Here is a 24,611-nt window from a genome sequence, read left to right as displayed (position 1 = left end):
CATGAACGACGATTTCCCCGGCCCGTCCGCCAACGCCTCCAGCGACCGCACGCCGGGCGTGGCCTGGGAGCGCGCCACCCTGGAAAAACTGGTTTTCGCGACCATCCGCGAGCAGCAGTCCGCGCGCCGCTGGAAGATGTTCAGCCGGCTGCTCTGGCTGGCGGTGTTCGGCGCCATTGCCTGGTTCGCCTACACCAGCAACACCACCACCACGGTGAGCACCCCGCACACGGCGGTGGTGGACATCAAGGGTGAGATCGCCAGCGGGGCCGAAGCCAGCGCCGAATACGTGGTGGCCTCGCTGCGCTCCGCGTTCGAGGACGAGGGCGCGCAGGCCGTGGTGCTGCTGATCAACTCACCCGGCGGCAGCCCGGTGCAGGCCGGCATCATCAACGACGAGATCACCCGCCTCAAGGGCCTGCACGACAAGAAGGTCTATGCGGTGGTGGAAGAAACCTGTGCCTCGGCCGCCTACTACATCGCCGCGGCGACGGACGACATCTACGTGGACAAGGCCAGCCTGGTCGGCAGCATCGGCGTGTTGATGGACGGCTTCGGTTTCACCGGCCTGATGGACAAGCTCGGCATCGAGCGCCGTCTCATGACCGCCGGGGCCAACAAGGCCATGCTGGACCCGTTCAGCCCGCAGGACGAGGCGCAGAAGGCCTACATCCAGACCATGCTGGGCCAGATCCACGCCCAGTTCATCGAGGTGGTGAAAAAGGGCCGTGGCGATCGCCTGAAGGAGAACGGCGACACCTTCAGCGGCCTGGTCTGGAATGGCCAGCAGGCGGTGGCGCTCGGCCTGGCCGACGGCCTGGGCAACCTCGACTACGTGGCGCGCGAGATCGTCAAGGCCGAGGAGATCGTGGACTACACGCGCCGCGAGAACGTGGGCCTGCGCCTGGCCAAGCGCTTTGGCGCCAGCATGGGCGAAGGGATGTTCCTGGCGGCCCGTGCGGCCGGCGTGCAGCTGAAGTGAGGGCCCCGGGGCGGGTTCAGCCCTTGTAGCCGTTGGGGTTGCCGCTCTGCCAGCGCCAGGCATCGGCGCACATCTGATCCAGCGTGTGCTTCGCCTGCCAGCCCAGCAGGCGCAAGGCCAGCGCCGGGTCGGCCCAGCACTGGGCCACGTCACCCGCGCGGCGTGGGGCAATCTGGTAGGGCACCGGGCGGCCGCTGGCCTGTTCGAAGGCGCGCACCACGTCCAGCACGCTGTGGCCGCTGCCCGTGCCCAGGTTCACCGTGAAGCTCTCGCCCCGGCTCAGCAGGGCCTTGATGGCGGCGACGTGGCCGGCGGCCAGGTCCTGCACGTGGATGTAGTCGCGCACACCCGTGCCATCGGGCGTGGGGTAGTCGTTGCCATACACGTTGAGGTGTTCGCGCTGGCCCACGGCCACCTGCGCCACGTAGGGCATCAGGTTGTTGGGAATGCCCGCCGGGTCCTCGCCGATCAGGCCGCTGGGGTGGGCACCGACCGGGTTGAAATAGCGCAGCGTGCCCACGCGCCAGGCCGGACGGGCCGCGCACAGGGCGGTGAGCATGTCTTCGATGACCAGTTTGCTGTGGCCATAGGGGTTGGTGTGGCTGCGCGGGAAGTCCTCGGTGATCGGCACGGTGGCCGGATCGCCGTACACCGTCGCGCTGCTGGAGAACACCAGCGTGGGCGCGATTGAAGGGTCTTCCGCGTGCACGGTCTCCATGGCGCGCAGCAGGCTGACCGCGCCGCCGATGTTGTTGTGGAAGTACTTCAGGGGCAACGCCACGCTTTCGCCCACCGCCTTGTCGCCCGCGAAATGGATCACACCCACAGGACGGTGGCGGCGCAGCACGTCTTCAACCCAGGGCGTGTCCAGCACATCGCCTTCTTCGAACGGCATCGTCTGCCCTGTGATGCGCGCGAGGCGGTCCAACACCACGGGGTGGCTGTTGGCGAAGTTGTCCAGCAACACCGGTTCAAAGCCGGCTTCGATGAGGGCCACGGCGGTGTGGCTGCCGATGTAGCCGGCGCCGCCGGTGAGCAGAACTTTCATTTTTTTACTTCTTGGTGGCGGGGTCGGGTTGGCGGCCGTAGATGTCTTCCAGCCGAACGATGTCGTCCTCGCCGAGGTAGCTGCCCGACTGGACCTCGATCATCTCCAGCACCATCTTGCCGGGGTTGTGCAGCCGGTGCACTTCGCCAATGGGGATGTAGGTCGACTGGTTCTCCGACAGCAGGTACACCTCCTGCCCACGCGTGACTTCGGCCGTGCCCTTGACGATGATCCAGTGTTCGGCGCGGTGGTGGTGTTTCTGCAGGCTGAGCGAGGCGCCCGGCTTCACGCCGATGCGCTTGACCTGGAAGCGCTCGCCCATGTCGACGCTGTCGTACCAGCCCCAGGGGCGCGCCACGCGGCGGTGCATCGCGGCCTGCGGCACCTTGCGCTGCGAGAGGTGGGCCACCACGTCCTTCACCTGCTCGGCGTGGTCCCGCTGGGCCACCAGCAAGGCGTCGGGGGTGTCGATGATCAGCAGGTCCTGTGTGCCCAGCGCCACCACGGTGCGGCCCGGCGCGTGGATGAAGGTGTTTCGCGCGTTCAGCGCGTGGCCCTGCCCGGTGATGCGGTTGCCTTCGCCATCGGCGTCGCTCAGTTCGGCCACCGCGTTCCAGCTGCCGACATCGCTCCACTGGCCCTGGAAGGGCACGACGGCCACGTCGTCGTGCGGCTCCATCACCGCGTAGTCGATGCTCTGCGAGCGGCAGGCGAGGAAGGATTCGGCGTCGGGGCGAACGAACTGGATCTGGCCCACCCGGTCCTGGCGCGTCCTGGCCATGGCCTTTTCGCAGGCCTGCAGGATGTCGGCGGCGTGCTGGGCGAGCGCGGCCAGCAGCGTGCTGGCGCGCGCGAGAAAGATGCCCGCGTTCCACAGCACGTTGCCTTGCAGCAGCAAGGCCTGGGCGGCGGCCGGTGCGGGTTTTTCGATGAAGCGGGCCACCTTGCGGCTGCCATCGGCGCGCTCATCGCCCTGCTGGATGTAGCCGTAGGCGCTGCTCGGGAAGCTGGGCATCACGCCGAAGGTGACGATGGCGCCGGCCTTGGCGGCCGGGACACCCTGGCGGATGGTCTGGGCGAAGGCCGAAGCATCGGGAATGTGGTGGTCGGAGGGGCAGAACAGCAGCAGGGGATCGGCGTTGTCCTTCGAGCGGGCGAGCAGGGCGGCCAGCGCCATGGCCGCGGCGGTGTTGCGCGCCGCCGGTTCGAGCAGCACCTGCCCGGGCACGTTTTCCGCTTCGATCGCATCGGCCACCAGGAAACGGTGGTCTTCGGCGGCCACGCAGATCACCGGGTTGTCGCACCAGGCCAAGCGGTCCAGGGTCAGCTGCAGCAGGCTCTTGTCGCCCACCAGAGGCACGAACTGCTTGGGAAAACTCTGGCGGCTCAGAGGCCACAGACGGGTGCCGGAGCCTCCGCAAAGGATGACGGGGGTGATGCTCATGCCGGATGGGAGTGGGTTGAACCAGTGGGGGGAACCCCGCTTTCAATCCGCTGCAGTGTAGCCTTTCGATGGACGTCGGCGTGTGCGCCGTTAACATGGTGAGCCTTTCTTCACGAACATGCGAGCCAAACCAAGATGACGATCCGCAAAGCCGTATTTCCCGTGGGTGGCCTGGGCACCCGTTTCCTGCCGGCCACCAAGGCGATCCCCAAGGAGATGTTGCCGGTGGTGGACAAGCCGCTGATGCAGTACGCGGTGGAGGAGGCCTACGCCGCCGGCATCCGCGAAATGATCTTCGTGACCGGGCGCCACAAGCGCGCCATCGAGGACCACTTCGACACCGCCTACGAACTGGAGATGGAGTTGGAGGCCGCGGGCAAGTCCGCCCTGCTCCAGCTGGTGCATTCCATCAAACCCGACGACATGGACTGCGTCTATGTGCGCCAGCCTCGCGCGCTGGGTCTGGGCCATGCGGTGCTCTGCGCCGAGCGCTTGGTGGGCAACGAGCCGTTCGCGGTGCTGCTGGCCGACGACCTGATGATGGGCCAGGACCAGGCGCAGGGCGGTGCCACCGTGCTGCAGCAGATGGTGCAGGCCTACGAGTCCAGCCCGGGTACGGTGCTCGCGGTGCAGGACGTGCCGCGCGCCGAGACGCGCCGTTATGGCGTCGTCGACGTGCACGGCGCCAACCAGGCGCTGGCCGAGGTGTTCGCGATGGTGGAGAAGCCGGCGCCCGACGTGGCCCCCTCGACCCTGGCTGTGGCCGGTCGCTACATCCTCACGCCGGCGGTGTTCGAGAGCATCCGCCAGCAACCGCGTGGCGCGGGGGGCGAAATCCAGCTCACCGACGGCATCGCGGCCCTGATCGGCAAGGAAAAGGTGCAGGCCTTCCGCTACGCCGGCAAGCGCTACGACTGTGGCAGCAAGGAAGGCTTCCTGGAGGCCACGATCGATCTGGCCTTGGCCAACACCGAACTCAGCGCTTCGGTGCGCGCGCACCTGAAGCGTCTGGGCGTCTGAGCCCGGACTTCAGCGGCCCAGCAGGAAGACGCAGGGCGCGTCCAGCGGCAACTCGCCGGACAGGGTCTGGGGGTTGCGCTTCCACTCCTGCACCAGCGCGCTGCGGCAGACCTGCTGCGGCAAGGTGAGTGCCCCGCACACGGCCAGGCGAGTGTGCGGATGCAGCGTTTGCAGCAGCGCCTGCAAGAGGGCGGTGTTGCGGTAGGGCGTTTCGATGAGGATCTGCGTCTGCCCGGTCTTCAGGGCCAGGGCTTCCAGTTCCCGCAACCGTTTGGCGCGCTCGGTGGCGTCCTGGGGCACGTAGCCGACGAACGCGAAGCTCTGTCCATTCAGCCCGCTGGCGGCCAGCGCCAGCATGAGCGAGATGGGGCCGGTGAGCGGCACCACGCGCAGGCCCATCGCGTGCGCGGCGCGCACGATGGAGCTTCCCGGATCCGCGATGGCGGGCATGCCGGCTTCGCTGACGAGGCCGATGTCGTGCCCGAGCAGGGCGGGGGCCAGCAGTTCACGGGCCTGTGCGTCGCCTTCGGCCTGCGGGGCATGGTCCCCCTTCTTGTGGGCCGCTCTGGGCAGCTCGGTGATCTGCTGCGCCTGCAAGGGTGCGGCCAGGCTGGCGAGGGCGTCCACCCGCTTGAGAAAGGCGCGCGTGCTCTTGGCGTTTTCGGTGATCCAGTGAGTCAGGCGCCGGGCGGTGCCCAGCGTCTCGGCGGGGAGCCACTCGGAGGGCGCCACGGGCGTGGCCTGCGCCACGCCGAAATCCAGGGGGGTGGGCACGAGGTAGAGCGTGCCGCGTGATTCGGAGTGGGCGCTCACAACAACTTCACCCCCGCCGCGCGAATCAGTCGGCAGGTGCGGATCATCGGAAGACCCACCAGGGCCGTCGGGTCGTCGTTGTCGATGCGCTCCAGCAGCGCGATGCCCAGGCCCTCGCTCTTGGCGCTGCCGGCGCAATCGTAGGGTTGCTCCGCGCGCAGGTAACGCTCGATTTCGCCGTCGCTCAGGTCACGGAACACCACCCGCACCGCAGCGATGTCGCTGTGTTCGAAGCCCGTGGCCTGGCACACCACCGCCAGCGCGGTCTGGAACACCACGGTCTGGCCGCGCATGCGCCTCAGCTGGGCCACGGCCCGCTCATGGGTGCCTGGCTTGCCAAGCGGTTCGCCAGCCAGGTCAGCGACCTGGTCGCTGCCGATCACCACGGCTTGGGGGTGTCGTTGCGCGACATTCCGGGCTTTTTCAATGGCCAGGCGAAGTGCCAGATCCGCCGGCTTTTCCCCGGCCCGGGGTGTTTCGTCCACGTTGGGGGCGATCGCTTCGAAGGGCACGCCCAGCCGGGACAGCAGTTCATGGCGGTACCGCGATGTGGAACCCAGAATGAGGGCTCGGGACGGGGTGTCGGATGACGGATCGGAAGCGGTGGTCATCCCGGTATTCTCCCCGCATTCTTTTACACTGCCCGGATGAAAGACACCCCCAAGACGGCCTGGAACCCTCGGCGCCTGGACGTGCGTGCCTTCGCCCAGGCGGCCGCCAGCCTGCAGGACGAAGAGCCGCTTTCGGCATTCCCCCGCGTCCAGGCCGAAGCGGCCCTGGACGATGGCGCGACGCTCACGCCCGTGCGCTGGCGGGCGCAGGGCGAAATGCGGCCGGCGGCCAGCGGCGGCACGCCCGATGTCTGGCTGCATTTGCAGGCCGATGCCCGGGTGCCGCTGACTTGCCAGCGCTGCCTCGCGCCTGTGGACACGCCCTTGACCGTGGACCGCTGGTTCCGTTTCGTGGCCGATGAGGCCACGGCCGAAGCCCAGGATGACGACTGCGAAGAGGACTTGCTGGCCCTGGAGCCCAGGCCCGATCTGCACGACGTGCTGGAGGATGAGCTGTTGATGGAACTGCCCCTGGTGCCCATGCACGACACCTGCCCTGAGCCGGTGTCCCTGCGCACGGCGGGGGCCGGGGACGCTCCCGAGGCCGCGGCGCCCCGCAAGAACCCCTTTGCCGAACTGGCCAAGCTCAAAAAGTGAGCCTCTGGCGCGCCATGGCCCCGGGGCTGGCGGCATTGCCGCCTTCGGGCTATAATGCTTGGCTTTGCGCTGGTATCCATTCGCACGTTGACGTGCCCGGGTCAGGCGCGCAACCGGTTGAACGGAGCGATTTCAGGTCTCCGTTTGTGCCACTCCGTTTGACCCTACCGATTTCAGGAGCCCACCATGGCTGTTCAGCAAAACAAAAAGTCCCCCTCCAAGCGCGGCATGCACCGTTCGCACAATGCGCTGAACGTGCCCGGCATCGCCGTGGAACCCACCACCGGCGAAACCCATCTGCGCCACCACATCAGCCCCAACGGCTTCTACCGTGGTCGCCAAGTGCTGAAAAACAAGTCCGAAGCCTGATGGCGGGCCGCCACGGGCCTCGCCGCGGTGTCGCGAACGGGGTCCGGTTCGCCAGTGAGGCACAGGCCCGCATGCTGCATGCGGGCTTTTTTTGTTCTTGGGGTGCACAAAGCGCTCGATCCGGGGTGTTGTCATGATCACCATCGCTGTGGATTGCATGGGCGGGGATGTCGGGCCGGCCGTCACCATGCCTGCCTGCACGGCCTTTCTGGCTGCTCATCCCCAGGCGCAACTTCTGCTCGTGGGCAAGCCCGAGGTGTTTCGCGCCTGGCCCCAACTGCTCAACAACGTGCGTTGCAAGGTGGTGCCGGCCAGCGAGGTCGTGACCATGGAGGATCCGGTGGAGGTGGCGCTTCGCCGCAAGAAGGACTCTTCGATGCGGGTGGCGATCAACCAGGTCAAGGACGGTGCCGCGCAGGCGGCCGTCTCGGCCGGCAACACCGGGGCGCTCATGGCGATCGCCCGCTATGTGTTGAAGACCATGGATGGCATCGATCGCCCGGCCATCGCCACCCAGATGCCCAACGCCCGGGGTGGTGCGACCACGGTGCTGGACTTGGGCGCCAACGTCGATTGTTCGGCCGAGCACCTGCTGCAATTCGCCGTGATGGGCTCGGCTCTGGTGGCGGCGGTCACGGGTCGGCAGGAGCCGACAGTGGGGCTGCTCAACGTGGGTGAAGAAGTCATCAAAGGCAGCGAAGTCATCAAACAAGCCGGTGTTCTGCTGCGAAATGCGTCCAACACCGGCGATCTGAATTTCTTCGGAAACATCGAGGGCGACGACGTTTTCAAAGGCACGACGGACATCGTGGTCTGTGATGGTTTCGTCGGCAACGTGGCGCTCAAGGCCAGCGAGGGCCTGGCTTCGATGATCAGTGGCTTCATCCGGGAAGAATTCTCGAAGAACATTTTTCGAAAAATGGCGGCCATCGTCGCCTATCCGGTTTTAAAGTCGTTTAAAAATCGCGTTGATCACCGCCGGTACAACGGTGCGGCGCTGCTCGGCCTGAAAGGGCTGGTGTTCAAGAGCCACGGATCGGCGGATGCCTTTGCGTTCGAACATGCGCTGAGCCGGGCTTATGATGCGGCCCACAACAAATTGCTGGACAACGTGCGGGAGCGCATCGCCCACGCCAAGCCGCTGATTGCTCCGGAGTCCGTGCCCAGCGAGCTCAAGAGCATTCCGACCCTTTGAAATTTCGCCTCTCACCCGCATGACACGCTACGCCCGCATCACCGGCACTGGCAGCAGCCTGCCGCCCCAGCGCCTGACCAACGCCGACATGGTCGAGCTGCTGGCACCGCGCGGCGTGGAAACGAGCGACGACTGGATCGTCGAACGCACCGGCATCCGGGCGCGTCACTTCGTGGCCGACGGGGTCTATGCCAGTGATCTGGCCGTCGAGGCCTGCCAACAGGCCTTGGCCGCGGCCCAGGTGGCGCCGGGCGACATCGACCTGATCATCGTGGCCACGTCCACGCCGGACATGGTCTTTCCTTCGACCGCGACCATCGTGCAGCGCAAGCTGGGCATCGCCGGGTGCCCGGCCTTCGACGTGCAGGCGGTGTGCACAGGTTTCATCTATGCCCTGACCGTCGCGGATTCATTGATCCGCTCGGGCACCTCGCGCAAGGCCCTGGTGGTCGGTACCGAGATCTTCAGCCGCCTGCTCGATTTCAGCGACCGCACCACCTGCGTGCTGTTTGGCGATGGCGCCGGTGCCGTGGTGCTGGAGGCCTCGGACACGCCGGGCATTCTGGCCACCGACATCCATGCAGACGGCAAGCACACGGGCATTCTGTGTGTGCCGGGCCACGTCTCCGGCGGGCAGATCCTCGGCGACCCACTGCTCAAGATGGATGGCCAGGCGGTCTTCAAGCTGGCAGTGGGCGTGCTGGAAGACACCGCGCGGGCCACGCTCATCAAGGCCGGCAAGACCACGGAAGACATCGACTGGCTGATCCCGCACCAGGCGAACATCCGCATCATGCACAGCACGGCGCGCAAGCTCAAACTGCCGCTGGACAAGGTGGTTGTAACCGTCGACCAGCACGGCAACACCTCGGCGGCCTCCATCCCGTTGGCGCTGGACCACGCGGTGCGACAGGGACAAGTCAAAAAAGGCGACACGCTGATGCTCGAAGGCGTTGGCGGCGGATTCACCTGGGGCTCGGTGCTGCTCGATTTCTGAGCACCGCCTTCTCTGCTTTCGTCTGAACTGAATATCTCCATGAAGAATTTTGCGTTTGTGTTTCCGGGCCAGGGCTCTCAGGCCGTGGGCATGCTCGATGCGTGGGGCGATCACCCCGCCGTTCAGGAGACGCTGAAGGAAGCTTCGGATGCCATGGGTGAAGACCTGGGCAAGCTGATCCACGAAGGCCCGGCCGATGTGCTGGCCATGACCGTGAACACCCAGCCTGTGATGCTGGTGGCGGGCGTGGCGGCCTGGCGCGTCTGGCGCGCCGAAGGTGGCGCTTTGCCCATGGCGGTCGCGGGGCATTCGCTGGGCGAGTATTCCGCGCTGGTGGCTGCGGGGTCCTTGACCCTCGCACAGGCCGCTCCGCTGGTGCGCTTTCGTGCGCAGGCCATGCAGGAGGCGGTGCCACCGGGCACGGGGGCCATGGCGGCCGTGCTGGGCCTGAGCGCCGCGGCCGTGGTGGCGGGTTGCCTGGAGGCACAGTCCAGTTTTGGTGCCGGCAGCGCCGAAGTGGTGGAGGCCGTGAACTACAACGACCCGGTGCAGACCGTCATCGCGGGCAGCAAGGCCGCCGTCGACAAGGCGTGTGAGGTGCTCAAGGCACATGGTGCCAAGCGCACGCTGCCCTTGCCGGTGTCCGCGCCTTTCCACTCGAGCCTGATGAAGCCGGCCGCCGAGAAATTGAAGGAAAAGCTTGCCGCGACGCCGTTTGCGGCGCCGCAGATTCCCGTGATCAACAACATCGATGTTGCGGTGGAGTCCGACCCCGATCGCATCCGCGAAGCCCTGTACCGGCAGGCTTTCGGGCCGGTGCGCTGGGTCGAGTGCGTGGGTGCGATCAAGGCCCGCGGCATCGACACCCTGGTCGAATGCGGGCCGCGCAAGGTGCTGGCCGCGATGGTCAAGCGCGTGGATCCGTCCTTGACCGGTGCGGCCCTGTTCGACCCCGCCACGCTGGCCGAGGTCAAGGCCTTGCTGGCCTGAAGTCTGGAGAACTCCCATGTCTGAAATCAAATTTGCGGGCCAGGTGGCCCTGGTCACGGGCGCCTCGCGGGGCATTGGCGCGGCCATCGCGCAGGAACTGGCGACGCGTGGCCTGATCGTGATCGGTACCGCGACCAGCGACGAAGGCGCGGCGCGCATCGGTGCGGCGCTGTCGGCCGCGCCTGGCGCTACTACCGGTTGCCGGGGCGCGAAGCTGGATGTGAATGACGCGGCTGCGGCCGAGGCTTTGATCGACGAGATCGTCAAGGCCCACGGCGGTCTGCAGGTGCTGGTGAACAACGCCGGCATCACGCGCGACATGCTGGCCATGCGCCTCAAGGACGACGACTGGGACGCGGTGCTGGACACCAACCTCAAGGCCGTCTTCCGCATGAGCCGCGCCGTCATTCGCCCGATGATGAAGCAGCGCTATGGCCGCATCGTCAGCATCACCAGCGTGGTGGGTGCGTCGGGCAACGCCGGCCAAGCCAACTACGCTGCTGCCAAGGCCGGCGTGGCGGGCATGACGCGCGCCTTGGCGCGCGAACTGGGCAGCCGCAACATCACGGTCAACTGTGTGGCACCGGGTTTCATCGAGACCGACATGACCGCGGCCTTGCCCGAAGAACAGCAAAAAGCCTTGTTGGGCCAGATCCCTCTGGGGCATCTGGGCAAACCCGCCGACATCGCGCACGCGGTGGCTTACCTGAGCAGCCCTCAGGCGGCCTATGTCACGGGACAGGAACTGCACGTCAACGGCGGCATGTTCATGTCCTGAGTCCGGAGCATTCACCCCTTTTCCTCGCCGCGTCAGCCGCCCGGCGGGCCACCCGGGATCACTTTCCCGGCACGGCTAAAATGGCGGACTGTATTTCAACCACCCTCAGAGGGACCTATGAGCGATATCGAAGCACGTGTTAAGAAAATCATTGCCGAACAACTCGGTGTGGAAGAGGGACAGGTCACCAACGAAAAGGCCTTCGTGGCCGACCTGGGCGCCGATTCTCTGGACACGGTTGAACTGGTGATGGCGCTGGAAGACGAGTTCGGTATCGAAATCCCCGACGAAGAAGCCGAAAAGATCACCACGGTTCAGAAAGCCATCGACTACGCGTTGGCCAACCAGAAGGCCTGAAGCACAGATGAGCCGTCGCCGCGTCGTCGTGACCGGTCTGGGTTGCATCAGCCCCGTGGGCAACACGGTGGCCGATTCCTGGGCCAACCTCCTGGCTGGACAATCCGGCATTGATTTCATCACGAGGTTCGACGCGTCGAACTTCGCCTGCAAATTTGCAGGAGAGGTCAAGGGGTTCAACCTGGATGAGTACATCACCGCCAAGGAAGCGCGGACGATGGACACCTTCATCCATTACGGCGTGGCTGCGTCGATGCAGGCGGTGGCGGATTCGGGCCTCCTGACGGGTGACCAGCTCAGTGAGGAGCAGGCCACGCGCATCGGTTGCGTGATTGGCTCGGGCATCGGCGGTTTGCCGCTGATCGAGGACACGCACACCGAGCTGACCAACCGCGGTCCACGGCGCATCACTCCCTTCTTCGTGCCGGCCTCGATCATCAACATGATCTCGGGACACGTGTCGATGAAGTTCGGCTTCAAGGGGCCGAACATCGCCATCGTCACGGCCTGCACCACGGGCCTGCATTGCATCGGTGAGGCCGGCCGCATGATCGAGTACGGCGACGCCGACGTGATGATCGCCGGTGGTTCCGAAGCCACCGTGTCGCCGCTGGGCATTGGCGGTTTTGCCGCCATGCGCGCGCTGTCGACCCGCAACGACGATCCCAAGACCGCGTCCCGTCCCTGGGACAAGGACCGCGATGGCTTTGTGCTGGGCGAGGGCGCGGGCGTGATGGTGCTCGAAGAGTACGAGCACGCCAAGGCACGCGGCGCGAAGATCTACGCCGAGTTGGCCGGTTTCGGCATGAGCGCCGATGCGGGTCACATGACGGCGCCCAACATGGACGGCCCACGCCGTGCGATGCTGGGAGCCTTGCGCAACGCGGGGGTCAACGCCGATCAGGTGGATTACCTGAATGCCCACGGCACCTCCACGCCGCTGGGTGACATCAACGAGACGAACGCCATCAAGGCGGCCCTGGGTGACCATGCCAAGAACATGGTGGTCAGCTCGACCAAGTCCATGACCGGCCACCTGCTGGGGGGCGCCGGGGGCATCGAGTCGGTGTTCACCGTGCTGTCGCTGCACCACCAGAAGGTGCCACCGACCATCAACATCTTCAACCAGGACCCGGAGTGTGACCTGGACTACTGCGCCAATACGGCGCGGGACGTGAAGATCGACGTGGCCGTGAAAAACAACTTCGGTTTCGGCGGCACCAATGGAACGCTGGTTTTCCGGCGCGCCTGAACGCTCTGATCGCGCCTATCTTCACGAAGAATCCGCATGCACAACGCCCCATCGGTGATGTTTCCGGTGGGGCGTTGTGGTTTGTATGGCGTCCTGCTCGCGCTTCTGGCCGTGCTGGGTGCCGCTGTCCTGGGCCTGTGGTATGGGCTCGACCCGACCCGCGGTGCTTCCTGGTCGGGCGTGGTGGGGGGCACGCTGTGGTCCATATGGGTGATGGGCGCCCTGTGGACCTGGCGACGGTCTCCCGTGGGGCGGCTGAAATGGAGTGCGCTGGAAAGGCGCGATCCCGAAACGCCGGCAGGTGTCTGGCACTGGTACAGCGAATCGTGCCCCGAGGGCGTGCCGTTGCAGCGCGTGGAGCGGGTGATGGACTGGCAGGGCGCTGTGCTGTTGCGCCTGTGTTCCGCAGACGCGCCCGCGCGCTGGATCTGGGCGGAGCGTGGTCGCAATCCAGCGCTCTGGAACGACCTGCGCCGGGCGCTGATATCGGCCCGCGCATGAGCCGGCGAATGGCCTGGGTTATATTTCCGCGCGCATGACTCTCGAAGACCACACCGCTCCACCACCACCCGACAGCGACGTCATGCTGGTGCAGCGCACGCTCGCGGGGGAGCAGCGTGCCTTCGAGATGCTGGTCATCAAGTACCAGCGCCGCGTGGAGCGGCTGATCGGGCGCATGGTCCGCGACACCGACCTGGTCCAGGACATTGCCCAGGAGACCTTCATCCGGGCTTACCGCGCGCTCGCTCAGTTTCGGGGTGACGCGCAGTTCTACACCTGGCTGTACCGCATTGCGGTCAATACGGCCAAAAAACAGCTCATGGAACTCAAGCGCGATCCGCTGGTCTTCCAGTCTCAGATGAAATCCGGGGAAGACGATGAAACTTCCGCTCCGGAACGCGAACTAAATTCGGGAGTGGCCGACACCGAAACGCCCGAAGCGGTGCTGGCCAGCAAGGAAATCGCCGAGGCGGTCAACGCCGCCATGGACGCGCTGCCCGAAGAGTTGCGCATGGCGATCACCCTGCGGGAAATCGAGGGCATGAGCTATGAAGAGATTGCCGCAGCGCTGGAATGCCCCATCGGCACAGTGCGATCCCGGATTTTCCGGGCGCGCGAGGCCATTTCAGGGCGCATCAAGCCAATGCTGGAGCGTCAGACAGGCAAACGCTGGTAGAAGAGGCGGGGCAGGCCATTGAAAGCTTGTCCATCGCCCCGCGAGTAGGGAATTTCAGGAAATTCATCATGAATGCCGCACAAGTCAATTTGAACCTTCGGCCTCAGAAAGAGATCGATCTCGTTGCCCCGGAGCAGGCTTTGTCCGCGCTGGTGGATGGCGAGCTCGATGCCGCATTGCTCGAAGGGCTGCTCGCAGCCGATGAAGGCCGCGCGGAGGTGTTCGCGAGTTGGCACACCTACCAGGTGATCGGCGATGTGTTGCGTGGCAACCGCGTGGTGGCCACCGCCCCAGGCACCCGGCGACTTTCTGGCCGGGGTGCGTGAACGGCTGCGATCGGAGTCGGCGCCCGTGGGCGAGGGGCGGTTGCTGGTGCAAAACCCGCCCGCAGCGCTGGTGCAGGTGCCTGCGGCCAATGACGCGGTTTTTCGCTGGAAGATGGTGGCCGGGCTGGCCTCGCTGGCGGCCGTCATGGCCGTGAGCTGGACGGTGTTGAGCGGTGCGCCCTCGGGCCCGGGCGGTGCAGCAGGCCCTCAACTGGCCTCGGCTCCAGTGCCAACGCAACAAGCCGCGGCTCCCGTGGCGGTCAGCGCGGCGGCTGCTCCGTCCAACGCGGTGGTGGTGAACACCGGGCAAGGCCCCTTGATCCGCGACGCGCGTCTGGAAGAGTTGTTGGCCGAACACCGCCAGAATGGCGGCATGTCGGCGCTACAGATGCCCACCGGCTTCATCCGCAATGCCACTTACGACGCCGCAGGACGCTGAGGCACCATGGCGCTAGTCCTGACCCTGCCTTTTCGTGGTGATGTGAGCGTGATGCGGTTTCAACATGGAAGGCCCGTCATCCGGCGCTGGGGTGCGGCTGCGCTTGTCGCCCTGGTTTCGGGCTTCATGGCGCCGGTGCATGCGCAGAACGCACCGGCCTCGGCCCATGTGCGAAGTGTCAACGAATGGCTGACGCGCATGCACGAAGCCTCGAACCAGCGCTCCTACATCGGTACCCTGGTGGTGTCCGCAGGAAGCGCCATGTCGGCCTCGAAGATCTGGCATGTGTGCGATGGCGCGCAGCAGATGGAGCGGGTCGATACCCTGACTGGCGCGCCGCGAACGACCATTCGCCGCAACAAGGAGGTCATCACTTTTGTGCCAGAGGCGAAAACCGCGTTCGTCGAGAAACGCGATTCGCTGGGCATGTTCCCCGAGCTGCTGCGCACGCCAAGCAACCTGATCCCGCAGTTCTACAGCGCGCGGGAAGTGGGTGTGCAGCGGGTGGCCGGGCATCTGGCCGACATGGTGGAAATTCTGCCGCGCGACGACCTTCGCTTCGGCTACCGCATCTGGTCCGAGCGCCAGACGGGGCTGGTGGTGAAGCTGCAGACCCTGGGCGAGCAGGGCGCGGTGCTGGAGCAGGTGGCCTTCTCCGAGCTGCAGCTCGATGCCCCGGTGAGCATGGACAAGCTCTCGAAGCTCATGAAAGACACCCGAGGCTATGAGGTCCACAAGCCCACCTTGAAAAAGACCACCGCGGAGGCGGAGGGCTGGCGTCTGAAAGAGCCGGTGCCTGGCTTCACCGCCATGAGCTGTCACACGCGCGAGACGCCCGGAGCCGCGGCGCAAGGTCCTGGCCAGGCCTCCATGCAATGGGTGTTCTCGGATGGCCTGGCGTCGGTGTCCCTGTTTGTCGAGCCGTTCGATGCGCAGCGCCACACGCAGGAGACCTCCGCCACGGTGGGCGCCACGAATTCGGTCAACCGCCGGGTGGGCGACCATTGGTTGACCGTGATGGGGGAAGCGCCCGCGGCCACCTTGCGCCGATTCGCCATCGCCTTGGAGCGAACCCGGTAGATGCGTCGCCTGGCCGCCCGGAGATGGCCTGCTTCGCGTCGGCGGCCGGCCTTGTTCCCGGCGGCCTTTTGTTTTTCGGCATATCCTCTTTTTTTGCGTACCTGTAAAGGATTTCCATGACGCGCTCCGACACCGTGCGAATCCCGCTCCTGAGCATGCTGACCACGGCCGCGCTGGTGGTGAGCGGCGCTGCAGGCTTGGCGACCTCGTCCACCGCGGCAGCCCAGGTTCCCACTGTGCCACCGGCGGCCAGCGTGCGTGGGCTGCCTGATTTCACGGACCTCGTGGACCTCGTGGGGCCGTCGGTGGTCAACATCCGCACCCTGGAGCGCGCCAGCAAGGAAGGCCCAGGCGGCTCGGCGCCGGACGAGCAGATGCTGGAGTTTTTCCGCCGCTTCGGCATTCCCATTCCTCCCGGCATGACGCCGCGCGGCCCCCGCCAGGAGCGGCCACCGTCCGAAGAGGCGCAACCCCGGGGCGTGGGCTCGGGTTTCATCCTGAGCGCGGACGGTCTCATCATGACGAACGCGCACGTGGTCGATGGCGCCGACGAACTCATCGTCACCCTGCCCGACAAGCGCGAGTTCAAGGCCAAGCTCGTGGGGGCGGACAAACGCACCGACGTGGCCGTGGTGAAGATCGAGGCATCGGGATTGACGGCCGTCAAGATCGGCGACATCAATCGCCTGCGCGTCGGTGAATGGGTCATGGCCATCGGCTCCCCCTTCGGCCTGGAAAACACGGTCACCGCCGGCATCGTGAGTGCCAAGCAGCGCGACACGGGGGATTTCCTGCCGTTCATCCAGACCGACGTGGCCATCAACCCGGGCAACTCGGGCGGCCCGCTGATCAACATGCGCGGCGAGGTGGTGGGCATCAACAGCCAGATCTATTCGCGCTCGGGTGGTTTCCAGGGCATCTCGTTCGCGATCCCCATCGATGAGGCGGTGCGCGTCTCCGATCAGCTCCGGGCCACCGGGCGCGTGACGCGTGGCCGCATCGGCGTGCAGATCGATCAGGTGAGCAAGGACGTGGCCGAGTCCATCGGCTTGGGCCAGCCCAAGGGGGCGCTGGTGCGCGGGGTGGAGCCGAACTCGCCAGCGGCCAAGGCCGGCGTGGAGCCGGGCGACATCATCGTCAAGTTCGACGGCAAGGAGATCGACAAGTCCGTGGATTTGCCGCGCCTCGTGGGCAACACCAAGCCGGGCAACAAGAGCAGCATGACGGTGTTTCGCCGGGGCAGCCAGCGCGAGCTCTCGATCATCGTGGCCGAGCTCGAACCGGAGCGCCCGGAGGCCAAGGCCGCAGCACCGGAGCCGACCAAGCCTCAGTCCAGCAATGCCCTGCAGGCGCTGGGCCTGAGCCTGGCAGAACTCACTGCGGCCGAGAAGAAGGAACTCACTCTCAAGGGCGGTGTGCGTGTGGCCTCGGCCGAAGGCCCCGCTGCGCGTGCGGGGCTGCGCGAAGGCGACGTGATCGTGGCGATCGCCAACACCGAGACCGCCAGCGTCAAGGAAGTCGAAGCTGCCCTGGGCAAGGTCGAGAAGAGCAAGCCGATCAACGTGCTGTTCCGCCGCGGGGAGTGGGCCCAGTATGCGGTGATCCGCGCAGCACGCTGAGCCGCGTCCTCCGGCCAATAACCCCCTGTCCCGATTGGGATTGGGGGTTATTTTTTTCGGTGGCCGATTCGCCACACGGGGTTTTCCACAGTACGCAGCACCCAAAATTTTCTTTTTGTTAGTGAACGCTTACAACACTTGTCGGTCTCATGACTGAATTCGCTAAAATAGCCCCTGTTCTGAACAGATTCCTGTGCCCATGCGCCACGTCGATCCACGATGTGGAAGTGCCGCAGGATGTTCCCAAGTCATCCACAGCTGCCTCACACGTTGTCCCGTTTTCCTGTGAATGAGCTGTGCATAACTTTGACGTTGCTGCGCTGCAACAGGGTAACGGCGGTGGTTCGGAGGTGTGCATTCCAGGCTTTTTGCCTACAATGAAACCCCAACTATCGCAGTTGCCATTGATTGTTGGTTACGGGCGCGTCAGCAGCTGACGCGCCCTTTTTTATGGCCGCCCGTTCCTGTGTGAACCTGCGGTTTTTCTCGTGCCTGAGCCGCTTTCCTGATGAATCACATCCGCAATTTTTCGATCATCGCGCACATCGATCATGGCAAGTCCACGCTCGCTGACCGCATCATTTCCCTGTGCGGGGGGCTGTCCGATCGTGAGATGAGCGAGCAGGTGCTCGACTCGATGGACATCGAGAAGGAGCGCGGCATCACCATCAAGGCGCAGACCGCCGCGCTCAAGTACAAGGCCCGCGACGGTCAGGTCTACAACCTCAATTTGATCGACACCCCGGGCCACGTGGACTTCTCCTACGAGGTGTCTCGTTCGCTCTCGGCTTGCGAAGGCGCGTTGCTGGTGGTCGATGCCAGCCAGGGGGGTCGAGGCCCAGACCGTCGCCAATTGCTACACCGCGCTCGACCTGGGTGTGGAGGTGGTGCCGGTGCTCAACAAGATGGACCTGCCCAACGCCGACCCGGAGAACGCCAAGAGCGAGATCGAGGACGTGATCGGCATCGATGCCACCGATGCAATTCCCTGTTCGGCCAAGACCGGCATGGGCGTGGAAGACATTCTGGAAGCGGTGGTCGCGCGCATTCCGGCGCCCAAGGGGCGGCCCGATGCGCCGCTGCGCGCGATGATCGTGGACAGCTGGTACGACGCCTACGTGGGCGTGGTGATGCTGGTGCGCGTGGTCGACGGTCGCCTGCAGAAGGGCGAGCGCTTCAAGATGATGGCGACCAACACCGTCTACAACGCCGACAACCTCGGTGTGTTCACGCCGGCCAACGAGCCGCGCGAGGCCCTGGAAGCGGGGGAGGTGGGGTACATCATCGCCGGCATCAAGGAGCTGCAGGCGGCGAAGGTGGGCGACACCATCACGCTGGAGAAGAAGCTGCCCAACAACGCCGGCCCGGCCACCGAAGCCTTGCCGGGCTTCAAGGAAGTGCAGCCCCAGGTGTTCGCCGGTCTGTACCCGACCGAGGCCAACCAGTACGACGCCTTGCGTGACGCGTTGGAGAAGCTCAAGCTCAACGACGCGTCGCTGCACTACGAGCCGGAAGTGTCGCAGGCGCTGGGCTTCGGCTTCCGCTGCGGTTTCCTGGGCCTGCTGCACATGGAGATCGTGCAGGAGCGCCTGGAGCGCGAGTTCGACCAGGACCTGATCACCACCGCGCCCAGCGTGGTCTACCAGGTGGTCAAGCCCGATGGCGAGGTCCTGATGGTGGAGAACCCGTCCAAGATGCCCGACCAGGGCCGGATCGAGGAAATCCGCGAGCCTATCGTCACGGTGCATCTTTATATGCCCCAGGAGTACGTGGGCGCGGTCATGACGCTGGCCAACCGAGAAGCGCGGTTTGCAGATCAACATGGCCTACCACGGCAAGCAGGTCATGCTGACCTACGACATGCCCTTGGGCGAGATCGTGCTGGACTTCTTCGACAAGCTGAAGTCGGTCAGCCGGGGCTATGCCTCCATGGACTACGAATTCAAGGAGTACCGCGCCTCCGACGTGGTGAAGGTCGACATCCTGCTCAACGGCGAGAAGGTCGACGCCCTGTCCATCATCGTGCACCGCACCCAGGCCCAGTACCGGGGCCGTGCGGTGGCCGCGAAGATGCGTGAGATCATCAGCCGCCAGATGTTCGACGTGGCCATCCAGGCGGCCATCGGAGGCAACGTGATCGCCCGCGAAACCATCAAGGCGCTGCGCAAGAACGTGCTGGCAAAATGCTACGGCGGTGACATCACCCGCAAACGCAAACTCCTCGAAAAACAGAAAGCAGGCAAGAAGCGCATGAAACAGATCGGCTCGGTCGAAGTGCCCCAAGAGGCCTTTCTCGCCATTTTGCAGGTGCAGGACTGATGCCGGCGGCCATGGCATCGATCACCGCGGTGATCCTGGCGGCGTTCGCCGCTTACGCGGTCGCCTGGTACACCGGTGTGGTGGAGGGCAACTTCGCCGTGCTGCTGATGCTGGCAACGGCGGTGACAGGGGTCTACTGGATCGCCGAAAAGCTGATTTTCCTGCCCCGCCGCCGCCGTGCGGCGCAGCAATTGCTGCTCGAGCACAACACGCGCAAGGAGGCGCTGCTCAAGCAAGGCTTCACGCACATCGAAGGCGACGTGGACAACGCGCGGCAGAAGCTGCTGGCCCAGCCCTGGTGGCTGGACTGGACGGCCGGCCTGTTCCCCGTGATCCTGGCAGTCTTCGTCCTGCGTTCCTTTCTGTTCGAGCCCTTCAAGATACCGTCTGGCTCCATGATCCCCACCTTGCGCGTGGGCGATCTCATACTGGTGAACAAATTCCACTACGGAGTGCGCTTGCCGGTCTTCAACACCAAGATCATGGAGAACCACACCCCCCAACGGGGCGATGTGATGGTGTTCCGTTATCCGCCGCAACCCAGCCTGGACTACATCAAGCGGGTGATCGGGGTGCCGGGCGACGAGGTGGCCTACCTGAACAAGCAGCTCACGGTGAATGGCAAGCCGGTGCCGCGCGTGGCGCAGCCCGAGTTCTTCGACAGCGAGACCATGCGCTATGCGCGCCAGTTCCGCGAGACCCTGGACGCGCGCAGCTACAACACCCTCAACGACGACGACCGTCCGGCCTTCATCCAGGGCACCACGGAGTTTCCCTTCAGCAACGCCTGCAGGTACACCGTCGAGGGCGTTACCTGCAAGGTGCCCCAGGGCCACTATTTCATGATGGGTGACAATCGCGACAACTCCCTGGACTCGCGCTACTGGGGCTTCGTGCCGGACGCGAACATCGTGGGCAAGGCCTTTTTTGTCTGGATGAACTTCGGGGACCTCGGCCGCATCGGGTCGTTCGAGTGAGCCTGCTGGTTGGTTTCAAGGGGATGAACACATGAAGCTGAAGCGACAACAACAGGGTTTGACCTTTTTCGGCCTGCTCATCGTCGGTGTCTTGCTGGCGTACACGGGTGTCATCCTCGCGCAGGTGGCCCCCACCTACATCGAATACCTCGCCGTGAAGAAGGCGGTGGACAAGGCTGCCGCTGGCAGCACGGTGGCCGAGGTGCGCAGCATCTTCGACAAGGCGGCGCAGATCGACGACATCCGCGCCGTGGCCGGCAAGGACCTCACGGTGGGCAAGGAGGGGGATCGCGTCGTGGTCTCCTTCGCTTACGCGCGCGAAATCCCCCTGGTGGGGCCGGCGCACCTGGTGATGAAATACGAAGGTCGCTCGAAGTGAAGAACATGACGGACCGGCAGCGTCCCGGCGGGCGCTGGTCCCATTGAGCCCCGAACTGCTGGCGCTGCAGAAGCGCCTTCAACACCCGTTTGCCAACCCGCGCCTGCTCGAGCGCGCGCTGACCCACCGCAGCTTCACCGCCGATCACAACGAACGCCTGGAGTTTCTGGGGGACTCGGTGCTGAGCCTGGCGATTTCCGGCCTGCTGTTCGAGAAGCTCAACCAGCTGCCCGAAGGCGACCTGTCCCGGGTGCGCGCCAACCTGGTCAAGCAGGACACCCTGTTCCAGATCGCTTCCAGCCTGGGGCTTTCGGCCTGCCTGCGCCTGGGCGATGGCGAAAAACGCTCGGGGGGGCACAAGCGACCCTCGATCCTGGCCGATGCCCTGGAGGCCGTGATCGGTGCCGTCTACCTCGACGCGGGCTTCGAAGTCGCCGCGGCGCTGGTGCACCGGCTCTACAGCGGGGTTGAGCTCAGCGCCCAGATGAGTGCGATGGGCAAGGACCCCAAAACCGAATTGCAGGAGTGGCTGCAGGCGCGCAAAATGAAACTCCCGGTCTACCGCGTCGTGCGCACGCTCGGCGAAGCGCACAAGCAGACCTTTGATGTGGAGTGCACCGTGACGGAAACTGGTCGCAGCGAGCGCGGCATTGGCGCTTCCCGCCGTGCGGGCGAGCAGGCCGCCGCCGCGGCCATGTTGCAGCACCTGACCGCCAGCCCGGGCGCCGCCGCCGCGTCCACCGAGTCCCCCGTGGTGAGCCGCACCACCCAGCCTTCCTGATCCATGTCCGCCCCTGCCACCCCCCCTTCCTCCAACCCCGATCTGGACGCCATGCTGGCCAGGGTCCTGGGCAAAGACACGGCCGACGCCGCCGCTCCAACCGGTGATCCGGCGGCGGATGAACCACCAGCGGCGGAACCCGTGGACCCGGCGGAGCAACGCTGTGGTTATGTCGCCATCGTCGGCAAGCCCAATGTGGGCAAGTCCACCTTGCTCAACGCGCTGGTCGGCCAGAAGGTGAGCATCACTTCGCGCAAGGCGCAGACCACGCGCCACCGCATCACCGGCATGCGCACCGTCGGCCCCACGCAGTTCGTGTTCGTGGACACACCCGGTTTCCAGACCCGCCACGGCAACGCGCTCAACCGCGCTCTGAACAAGACCGTGCTGGGCGCGGTGAACGATGTCGACCTGATCCTCTTTGTCGTCGAAGCCGGGCATTTCAACCTGGCCGATGCCAAGGTGCTCTCGCTGTTGCCCGCCAACGTGCCGGTGATGCTGGTGGCGAACAAGTTTGACCTTGTGCACCGCCGCGGTGATCTGGCGCCCTGGCTGCGCTCCATGCAGGAGCGCCATCCGTTCGCCGAGTTCGTGCCCATGTCGGCCAAGGCGCCCAAGGACATCCAGCGCCTGTTCTCGATCTGCGAAAAATACCTGCCGCAGCAACCCTGGATGCACGATCCGGACGACTTGACGGACCGCAGCGAGCGCTTCATGGCGAGCGAGATGGTGCGCGAAAAACTGTTCCGCCTGACCGGCGACGAGTTGCCTTACACCTCCACGGTCATCATCGACAAGTTCGAGGAGGAGGGCACGCTCAAGCGCATCGCCGCCACCATCGTGGTCGAGCGTGAGGGGCACAAGGGCATGGTGATCGGCGAGAAGGGCGAAAAGCTCAAGCGCATCGGCACCGAGGCCCGGCAGGAACTGGAGAAGCTCTGGGATTGCAAGGTGTTCCTGGAGCTCTGGGTGAAGGTGCGCTCGGGTTGGGCGGACGACGACGCTCGCGTGCGCTCGTTCGGCTACGAGTAAGCCAGCGGCTGCTGGACACCCGACCGGCACACGAGGCCACACGGCATGGCCCTGAAACGCTTCTCCGACGAACCCGCTTTCGTGCTGCACCGCTACGACTGGAGCGAGACCAGCCTGGTGCTCGAGGTCTTCACGCGCCACCATGGCCGCATCGCCCTGGTTGCGCAAGGGCGTGAAGCGGCCCACCTCCCAGTTCCGCCCCGTGCTGCTGCCGTTGCAGCCCCTGCATGTGTCCTGGAGCGGCGACGCCGAGGTGCGCACGCTGAAGGCAGCGCACTGGCAGGGCGGGCACGTCATGCCCACGGGCGAGGCGCTGATTTCGGGCAGCTATCTGAACGAGCTGCTCATGCGCCTGCTCGCACGCGACGACCCGCACGAGCGCTTGTTCGACCACTTCACCACTGCGGTGCAACTGCTGGCGGAGAAAAGCGATGCGCAACCGCTGATCCTGCGGGCATTTGAACTGCTGTTGTTGCGCGATGTGGGTCTGTTGCCCGACCTGGCCCAGGAGAGCAGCACGCTGACCGACCTGGACCCCTTGCGCCGCTATGTGCTGGTGCCCGAGAGTGGGTTGGTGCCCGCGCAGGACGATGATGGCCAGGCCCTCACCGGCGAGCAGTGGCTGGACCTGCAGGCCGCCATGGACGAACCCGCGCCATTCATTCCCACCTTGCGCGCCTGCGCGGCCTGCCTGCAGGCGGTGCGCGTGCCCCTGCGCAACCTGCTGCACTACCATTGCGGTGTGCGCGTGTTCAAGACCCGCCAGCTGATGCTCGACGTGCAAGCCATGACCCGGCCGCGAACGCCGTCGGATTCGGGCGCCTCCCCAGAGAACTTCCCCACCGCGACCTCACCATGACCGTGGCCTCCCGATCCCCGCATCCGACCACCGCCTTGTCGGTGAACCTCAACAAGGTGGCCCTGGTGCGCAACACCCGCCACCTGGGCATTCCCTCGGTCGCGCGCGCGGCCACGCTGTGCCTGCAGGCCGGCGCGCACGGCATCACCGTGCACCCGCGGCCCGACGAGCGCCACATCCGCACGCACGACGTGCACGAGCTCGCCGAGCTGCTCAAGGCCTGGCCCGACCGCGAATTCAACATCGAAGGCAACCCGTTCCACAACCTCATGGGCTTCGTGCGCGAACTGCGGCCGCAGCAGGTCACCTTCGTGCCCGACAGCGAAGGCCAGTTCACCAGCGACCATGGCTGGGGCTTCCCGGCCGATGCCGAACGCCTGCGCCCGTTGATCGACGAAGCCCGGGCGCTGGGGGTGCGCGTGAGCCTGTTCATGGACGCCGAGCCTGACCAGATGGTCGGTGCCAAGGCGGTGGGCGCCGACCGTGTGGAGCTTTACACGGAGCCCTATGCGGCCGCCTGGCACACGCCGCAGCGCGAGGCGCAATTGCAGCGTTTCCAGGCGGCCGCCCAGGCTGCGCTGGACGCCGGTTTGGGGGTGAACGCCGGGCACGATCTGAACCGCGAAAACCTCACGGCCTTCCTGCGCACGGTGCCGGGGGTGAGCGAGGTGTCCATTGGCCATGCCCTTATCGCGGACGCGCTGGAACTGGGCTACAGCGCCACCATCGCCGACTACCACCGCTGCATCGCCGACGCCTTCGCGCCATGATCTACGGCATCGGCACTGACATCTGCGACATCCGGCGCATCGAGGCCGTGTTGCAGCGCCAGGGCGAGCGCTTCGTGCGCAAGGTGCTGACCGACGCCGAATTCACCGTCTGGCAAAAGCGCAGCGCGCGTTGGCCGCAACGCGGTCTGCGTTACCTGGCCACCCGCTTCTCCGCCAAGGAGGCGTTTTCCAAGGCAGTGGGCATGGGCATGCGCCTGCCCATGACCTGGCGGCGCTGCGAGATCAACAACCTGCCCAGCGGCCAGCCCGTCATCGTCCTGCACGGGGATCTGAAGACCTGGTTCGAGGCACAAGGCCTGCGCGCGCACGTGACCGTGACCGACGAAACCGACTACGCCGCCAGCTTCGTGGTGGTGGAGCGGGACTGACTTTTCCGAAA

26 protein-coding genes and 2 pseudogenes are annotated in these 24,611 nt (G+C 65.6%); 24 read left to right on the top strand and 4 right to left on the bottom strand.

What is annotated here, in order from left to right; translation table 11 throughout:
- The first annotated feature begins 1 nt into the window (after position 1).
- Positions 2-982, top strand: coding sequence for a S49 family peptidase (locus tag ACFJI0_RS16680; protein ID WP_382321239.1), 981 nt, complete (start codon positions 2-4; stop codon positions 980-982).
- 16 nt (positions 983-998) lie between these two features.
- On the opposite strand, the gene galE is transcribed toward ACFJI0_RS16680, so the two are convergent.
- Positions 999-2,030: a UDP-glucose 4-epimerase GalE gene (gene galE, locus ACFJI0_RS16675; protein WP_291114373.1), complete on the bottom strand. Its 1,032-nt coding sequence runs from the start codon at positions 2,028-2,030 to the stop codon at positions 999-1,001.
- A 4-nt stretch (positions 2,031-2,034) separates the two neighbouring features.
- Positions 2,035-3,474 carry a mannose-1-phosphate guanylyltransferase/mannose-6-phosphate isomerase gene (locus ACFJI0_RS16670; protein WP_382321237.1) on the bottom strand — a complete coding sequence of 480 codons (1,440 nt, stop codon included), beginning with the start codon at positions 3,472-3,474 and terminating at the stop codon, positions 2,035-2,037.
- 135 nt (positions 3,475-3,609) lie between these two features.
- On the opposite strand from ACFJI0_RS16670, the gene galU reads away from it, so the two are divergent.
- The gene (gene galU / locus ACFJI0_RS16665) at positions 3,610-4,494 is read left to right on the top strand and encodes a UTP--glucose-1-phosphate uridylyltransferase GalU (protein WP_382321235.1); all 885 of its coding nucleotides are present in this window, start codon (positions 3,610-3,612) and stop codon (positions 4,492-4,494) included.
- Between the two features lie 9 nt (positions 4,495-4,503).
- Here the strand turns inward: galU and ACFJI0_RS16660 are convergent, their stop codons facing one another.
- Positions 4,504-5,307 (bottom strand): SAM-dependent methyltransferase, encoded by an 804-nt coding sequence (locus tag ACFJI0_RS16660; RefSeq protein WP_382321233.1) that lies wholly within the window; start codon positions 5,305-5,307, stop codon positions 4,504-4,506.
- Positions 5,304-5,918: a Maf family protein gene (locus ACFJI0_RS16655; RefSeq protein WP_382321231.1), complete on the bottom strand. Its 615-nt coding sequence runs from the start codon at positions 5,916-5,918 to the stop codon at positions 5,304-5,306. Before ACFJI0_RS16655 ends, ACFJI0_RS16660 begins: the two co-directional genes overlap by 4 nt.
- 36 nt (positions 5,919-5,954) lie before the next feature.
- Between ACFJI0_RS16655 and ACFJI0_RS16650 the strand changes: the two genes are divergently transcribed.
- From ACFJI0_RS16650 to acpS, 22 genes and pseudogenes are all read left to right on the top strand, one after another.
- Positions 5,955-6,515, top strand: a complete 561-nt coding sequence (locus ACFJI0_RS16650; protein ID WP_382321229.1) for a YceD family protein — start codon at positions 5,955-5,957, stop codon at positions 6,513-6,515.
- Between the two features lie 186 nt (positions 6,516-6,701).
- Positions 6,702-6,884 (top strand): 50S ribosomal protein L32, encoded by a 183-nt coding sequence (gene rpmF / locus ACFJI0_RS16645; protein WP_005794249.1) that lies wholly within the window; start codon positions 6,702-6,704, stop codon positions 6,882-6,884.
- Between the two features lie 133 nt (positions 6,885-7,017).
- Positions 7,018-8,079: a phosphate acyltransferase PlsX gene (gene plsX / locus ACFJI0_RS16640; protein ID WP_291114260.1), complete on the top strand. Its 1,062-nt coding sequence runs from the start codon at positions 7,018-7,020 to the stop codon at positions 8,077-8,079.
- A 19-nt stretch (positions 8,080-8,098) separates the two neighbouring features.
- On the top strand, positions 8,099-9,076 hold the full coding sequence (locus tag ACFJI0_RS16635; protein WP_382155868.1) for a beta-ketoacyl-ACP synthase III: 978 nt from the start codon (positions 8,099-8,101) through the stop codon (positions 9,074-9,076).
- Positions 9,077-9,115: 39 nt separating this feature from the next.
- A complete protein-coding gene (gene fabD / locus ACFJI0_RS16630; protein WP_382321227.1) occupies positions 9,116-10,066 on the top strand; it encodes an ACP S-malonyltransferase in 951 nt (316 codons plus the stop codon).
- A 16-nt stretch (positions 10,067-10,082) separates the two neighbouring features.
- The gene (gene fabG / locus ACFJI0_RS16625; RefSeq protein ID WP_382321225.1) at positions 10,083-10,844 is read left to right on the top strand and encodes a 3-oxoacyl-ACP reductase FabG; all 762 of its coding nucleotides are present in this window, start codon (positions 10,083-10,085) and stop codon (positions 10,842-10,844) included.
- A gap of 117 nt (positions 10,845-10,961) precedes the next feature.
- Complete coding sequence (gene acpP / locus ACFJI0_RS16620) at positions 10,962-11,201, top strand: acyl carrier protein (RefSeq protein ID WP_066269448.1); 240 nt, start codon at positions 10,962-10,964, stop codon at positions 11,199-11,201.
- Between the two features lie 7 nt (positions 11,202-11,208).
- Positions 11,209-12,453, top strand: coding sequence for a beta-ketoacyl-ACP synthase II (gene fabF, locus ACFJI0_RS16615; RefSeq protein WP_382155882.1), 1,245 nt, complete (start codon positions 11,209-11,211; stop codon positions 12,451-12,453).
- A 36-nt stretch (positions 12,454-12,489) separates the two neighbouring features.
- Positions 12,490-12,954 (top strand): hypothetical protein, encoded by a 465-nt coding sequence (locus ACFJI0_RS16610; RefSeq protein WP_382321222.1) that lies wholly within the window; start codon positions 12,490-12,492, stop codon positions 12,952-12,954.
- A 34-nt stretch (positions 12,955-12,988) separates the two neighbouring features.
- On the top strand, positions 12,989-13,630 hold the full coding sequence (rpoE, locus tag ACFJI0_RS16605) for an RNA polymerase sigma factor RpoE (RefSeq protein ID WP_382155888.1): 642 nt from the start codon (positions 12,989-12,991) through the stop codon (positions 13,628-13,630).
- 68 nt (positions 13,631-13,698) lie between these two features.
- A complete protein-coding gene (locus tag ACFJI0_RS16600; protein ID WP_382321220.1) occupies positions 13,699-13,956 on the top strand; it encodes an RseA family anti-sigma factor in 258 nt (85 codons plus the stop codon).
- Positions 13,957-13,981: 25 nt separating this feature from the next.
- Positions 13,982-14,395, top strand: coding sequence for a hypothetical protein (locus tag ACFJI0_RS16595; RefSeq protein ID WP_382321218.1), 414 nt, complete (start codon positions 13,982-13,984; stop codon positions 14,393-14,395).
- A 51-nt stretch (positions 14,396-14,446) separates the two neighbouring features.
- Positions 14,447-15,475, top strand: a complete 1,029-nt coding sequence (locus ACFJI0_RS16590) for a MucB/RseB C-terminal domain-containing protein (protein ID WP_382325695.1) — start codon at positions 14,447-14,449, stop codon at positions 15,473-15,475.
- Between the two features lie 155 nt (positions 15,476-15,630).
- On the top strand, positions 15,631-17,094 hold the full coding sequence (locus ACFJI0_RS16585) for a DegQ family serine endoprotease (RefSeq protein WP_382325694.1): 1,464 nt from the start codon (positions 15,631-15,633) through the stop codon (positions 17,092-17,094).
- 508 nt (positions 17,095-17,602) lie between these two features.
- Positions 17,603-19,413, top strand: a pseudogene (gene lepA / locus ACFJI0_RS16580) (translation elongation factor 4).
- 11 nt (positions 19,414-19,424) lie between these two features.
- Positions 19,425-20,390: a signal peptidase I gene (lepB, locus tag ACFJI0_RS16575; protein WP_382155899.1), complete on the top strand. Its 966-nt coding sequence runs from the start codon at positions 19,425-19,427 to the stop codon at positions 20,388-20,390.
- A gap of 31 nt (positions 20,391-20,421) precedes the next feature.
- Complete coding sequence (locus ACFJI0_RS16570; protein ID WP_382155902.1) at positions 20,422-20,769, top strand: DUF4845 domain-containing protein; 348 nt, start codon at positions 20,422-20,424, stop codon at positions 20,767-20,769.
- 43 nt (positions 20,770-20,812) lie between these two features.
- Positions 20,813-21,550 carry a ribonuclease III gene (gene rnc / locus ACFJI0_RS16565; protein WP_382321216.1) on the top strand — a complete coding sequence of 246 codons (738 nt, stop codon included), beginning with the start codon at positions 20,813-20,815 and terminating at the stop codon, positions 21,548-21,550.
- A 3-nt stretch (positions 21,551-21,553) separates the two neighbouring features.
- A complete protein-coding gene (gene era / locus ACFJI0_RS16560) occupies positions 21,554-22,582 on the top strand; it encodes a GTPase Era (RefSeq protein WP_382321214.1) in 1,029 nt (342 codons plus the stop codon).
- Between the two features lie 45 nt (positions 22,583-22,627).
- Positions 22,628-23,441, top strand: a pseudogene (gene recO / locus ACFJI0_RS16555) (DNA repair protein RecO).
- Positions 23,438-24,211: a pyridoxine 5'-phosphate synthase gene (locus ACFJI0_RS16550; RefSeq protein ID WP_382321212.1), complete on the top strand. Its 774-nt coding sequence runs from the start codon at positions 23,438-23,440 to the stop codon at positions 24,209-24,211. The pseudogene recO and the gene ACFJI0_RS16550 overlap by 4 nt, the downstream one beginning before the upstream one ends.
- Positions 24,208-24,600 carry a holo-ACP synthase gene (acpS, locus tag ACFJI0_RS16545; RefSeq protein ID WP_382321211.1) on the top strand — a complete coding sequence of 131 codons (393 nt, stop codon included), beginning with the start codon at positions 24,208-24,210 and terminating at the stop codon, positions 24,598-24,600. Before ACFJI0_RS16550 ends, acpS begins: the two co-directional genes overlap by 4 nt.
- Positions 24,601-24,611 lie beyond the last annotated feature (11 nt).

The organism is Hydrogenophaga sp. UC242_53, from assembly GCF_042696965.1.
Classification (GTDB): Bacteria; Pseudomonadota; Gammaproteobacteria; order Burkholderiales; family Burkholderiaceae_C; genus Hydrogenophaga.
Note: the sequence above shows the minus strand (reverse complement) of the source record. Positions and strands in the feature narration are given on the sequence as shown.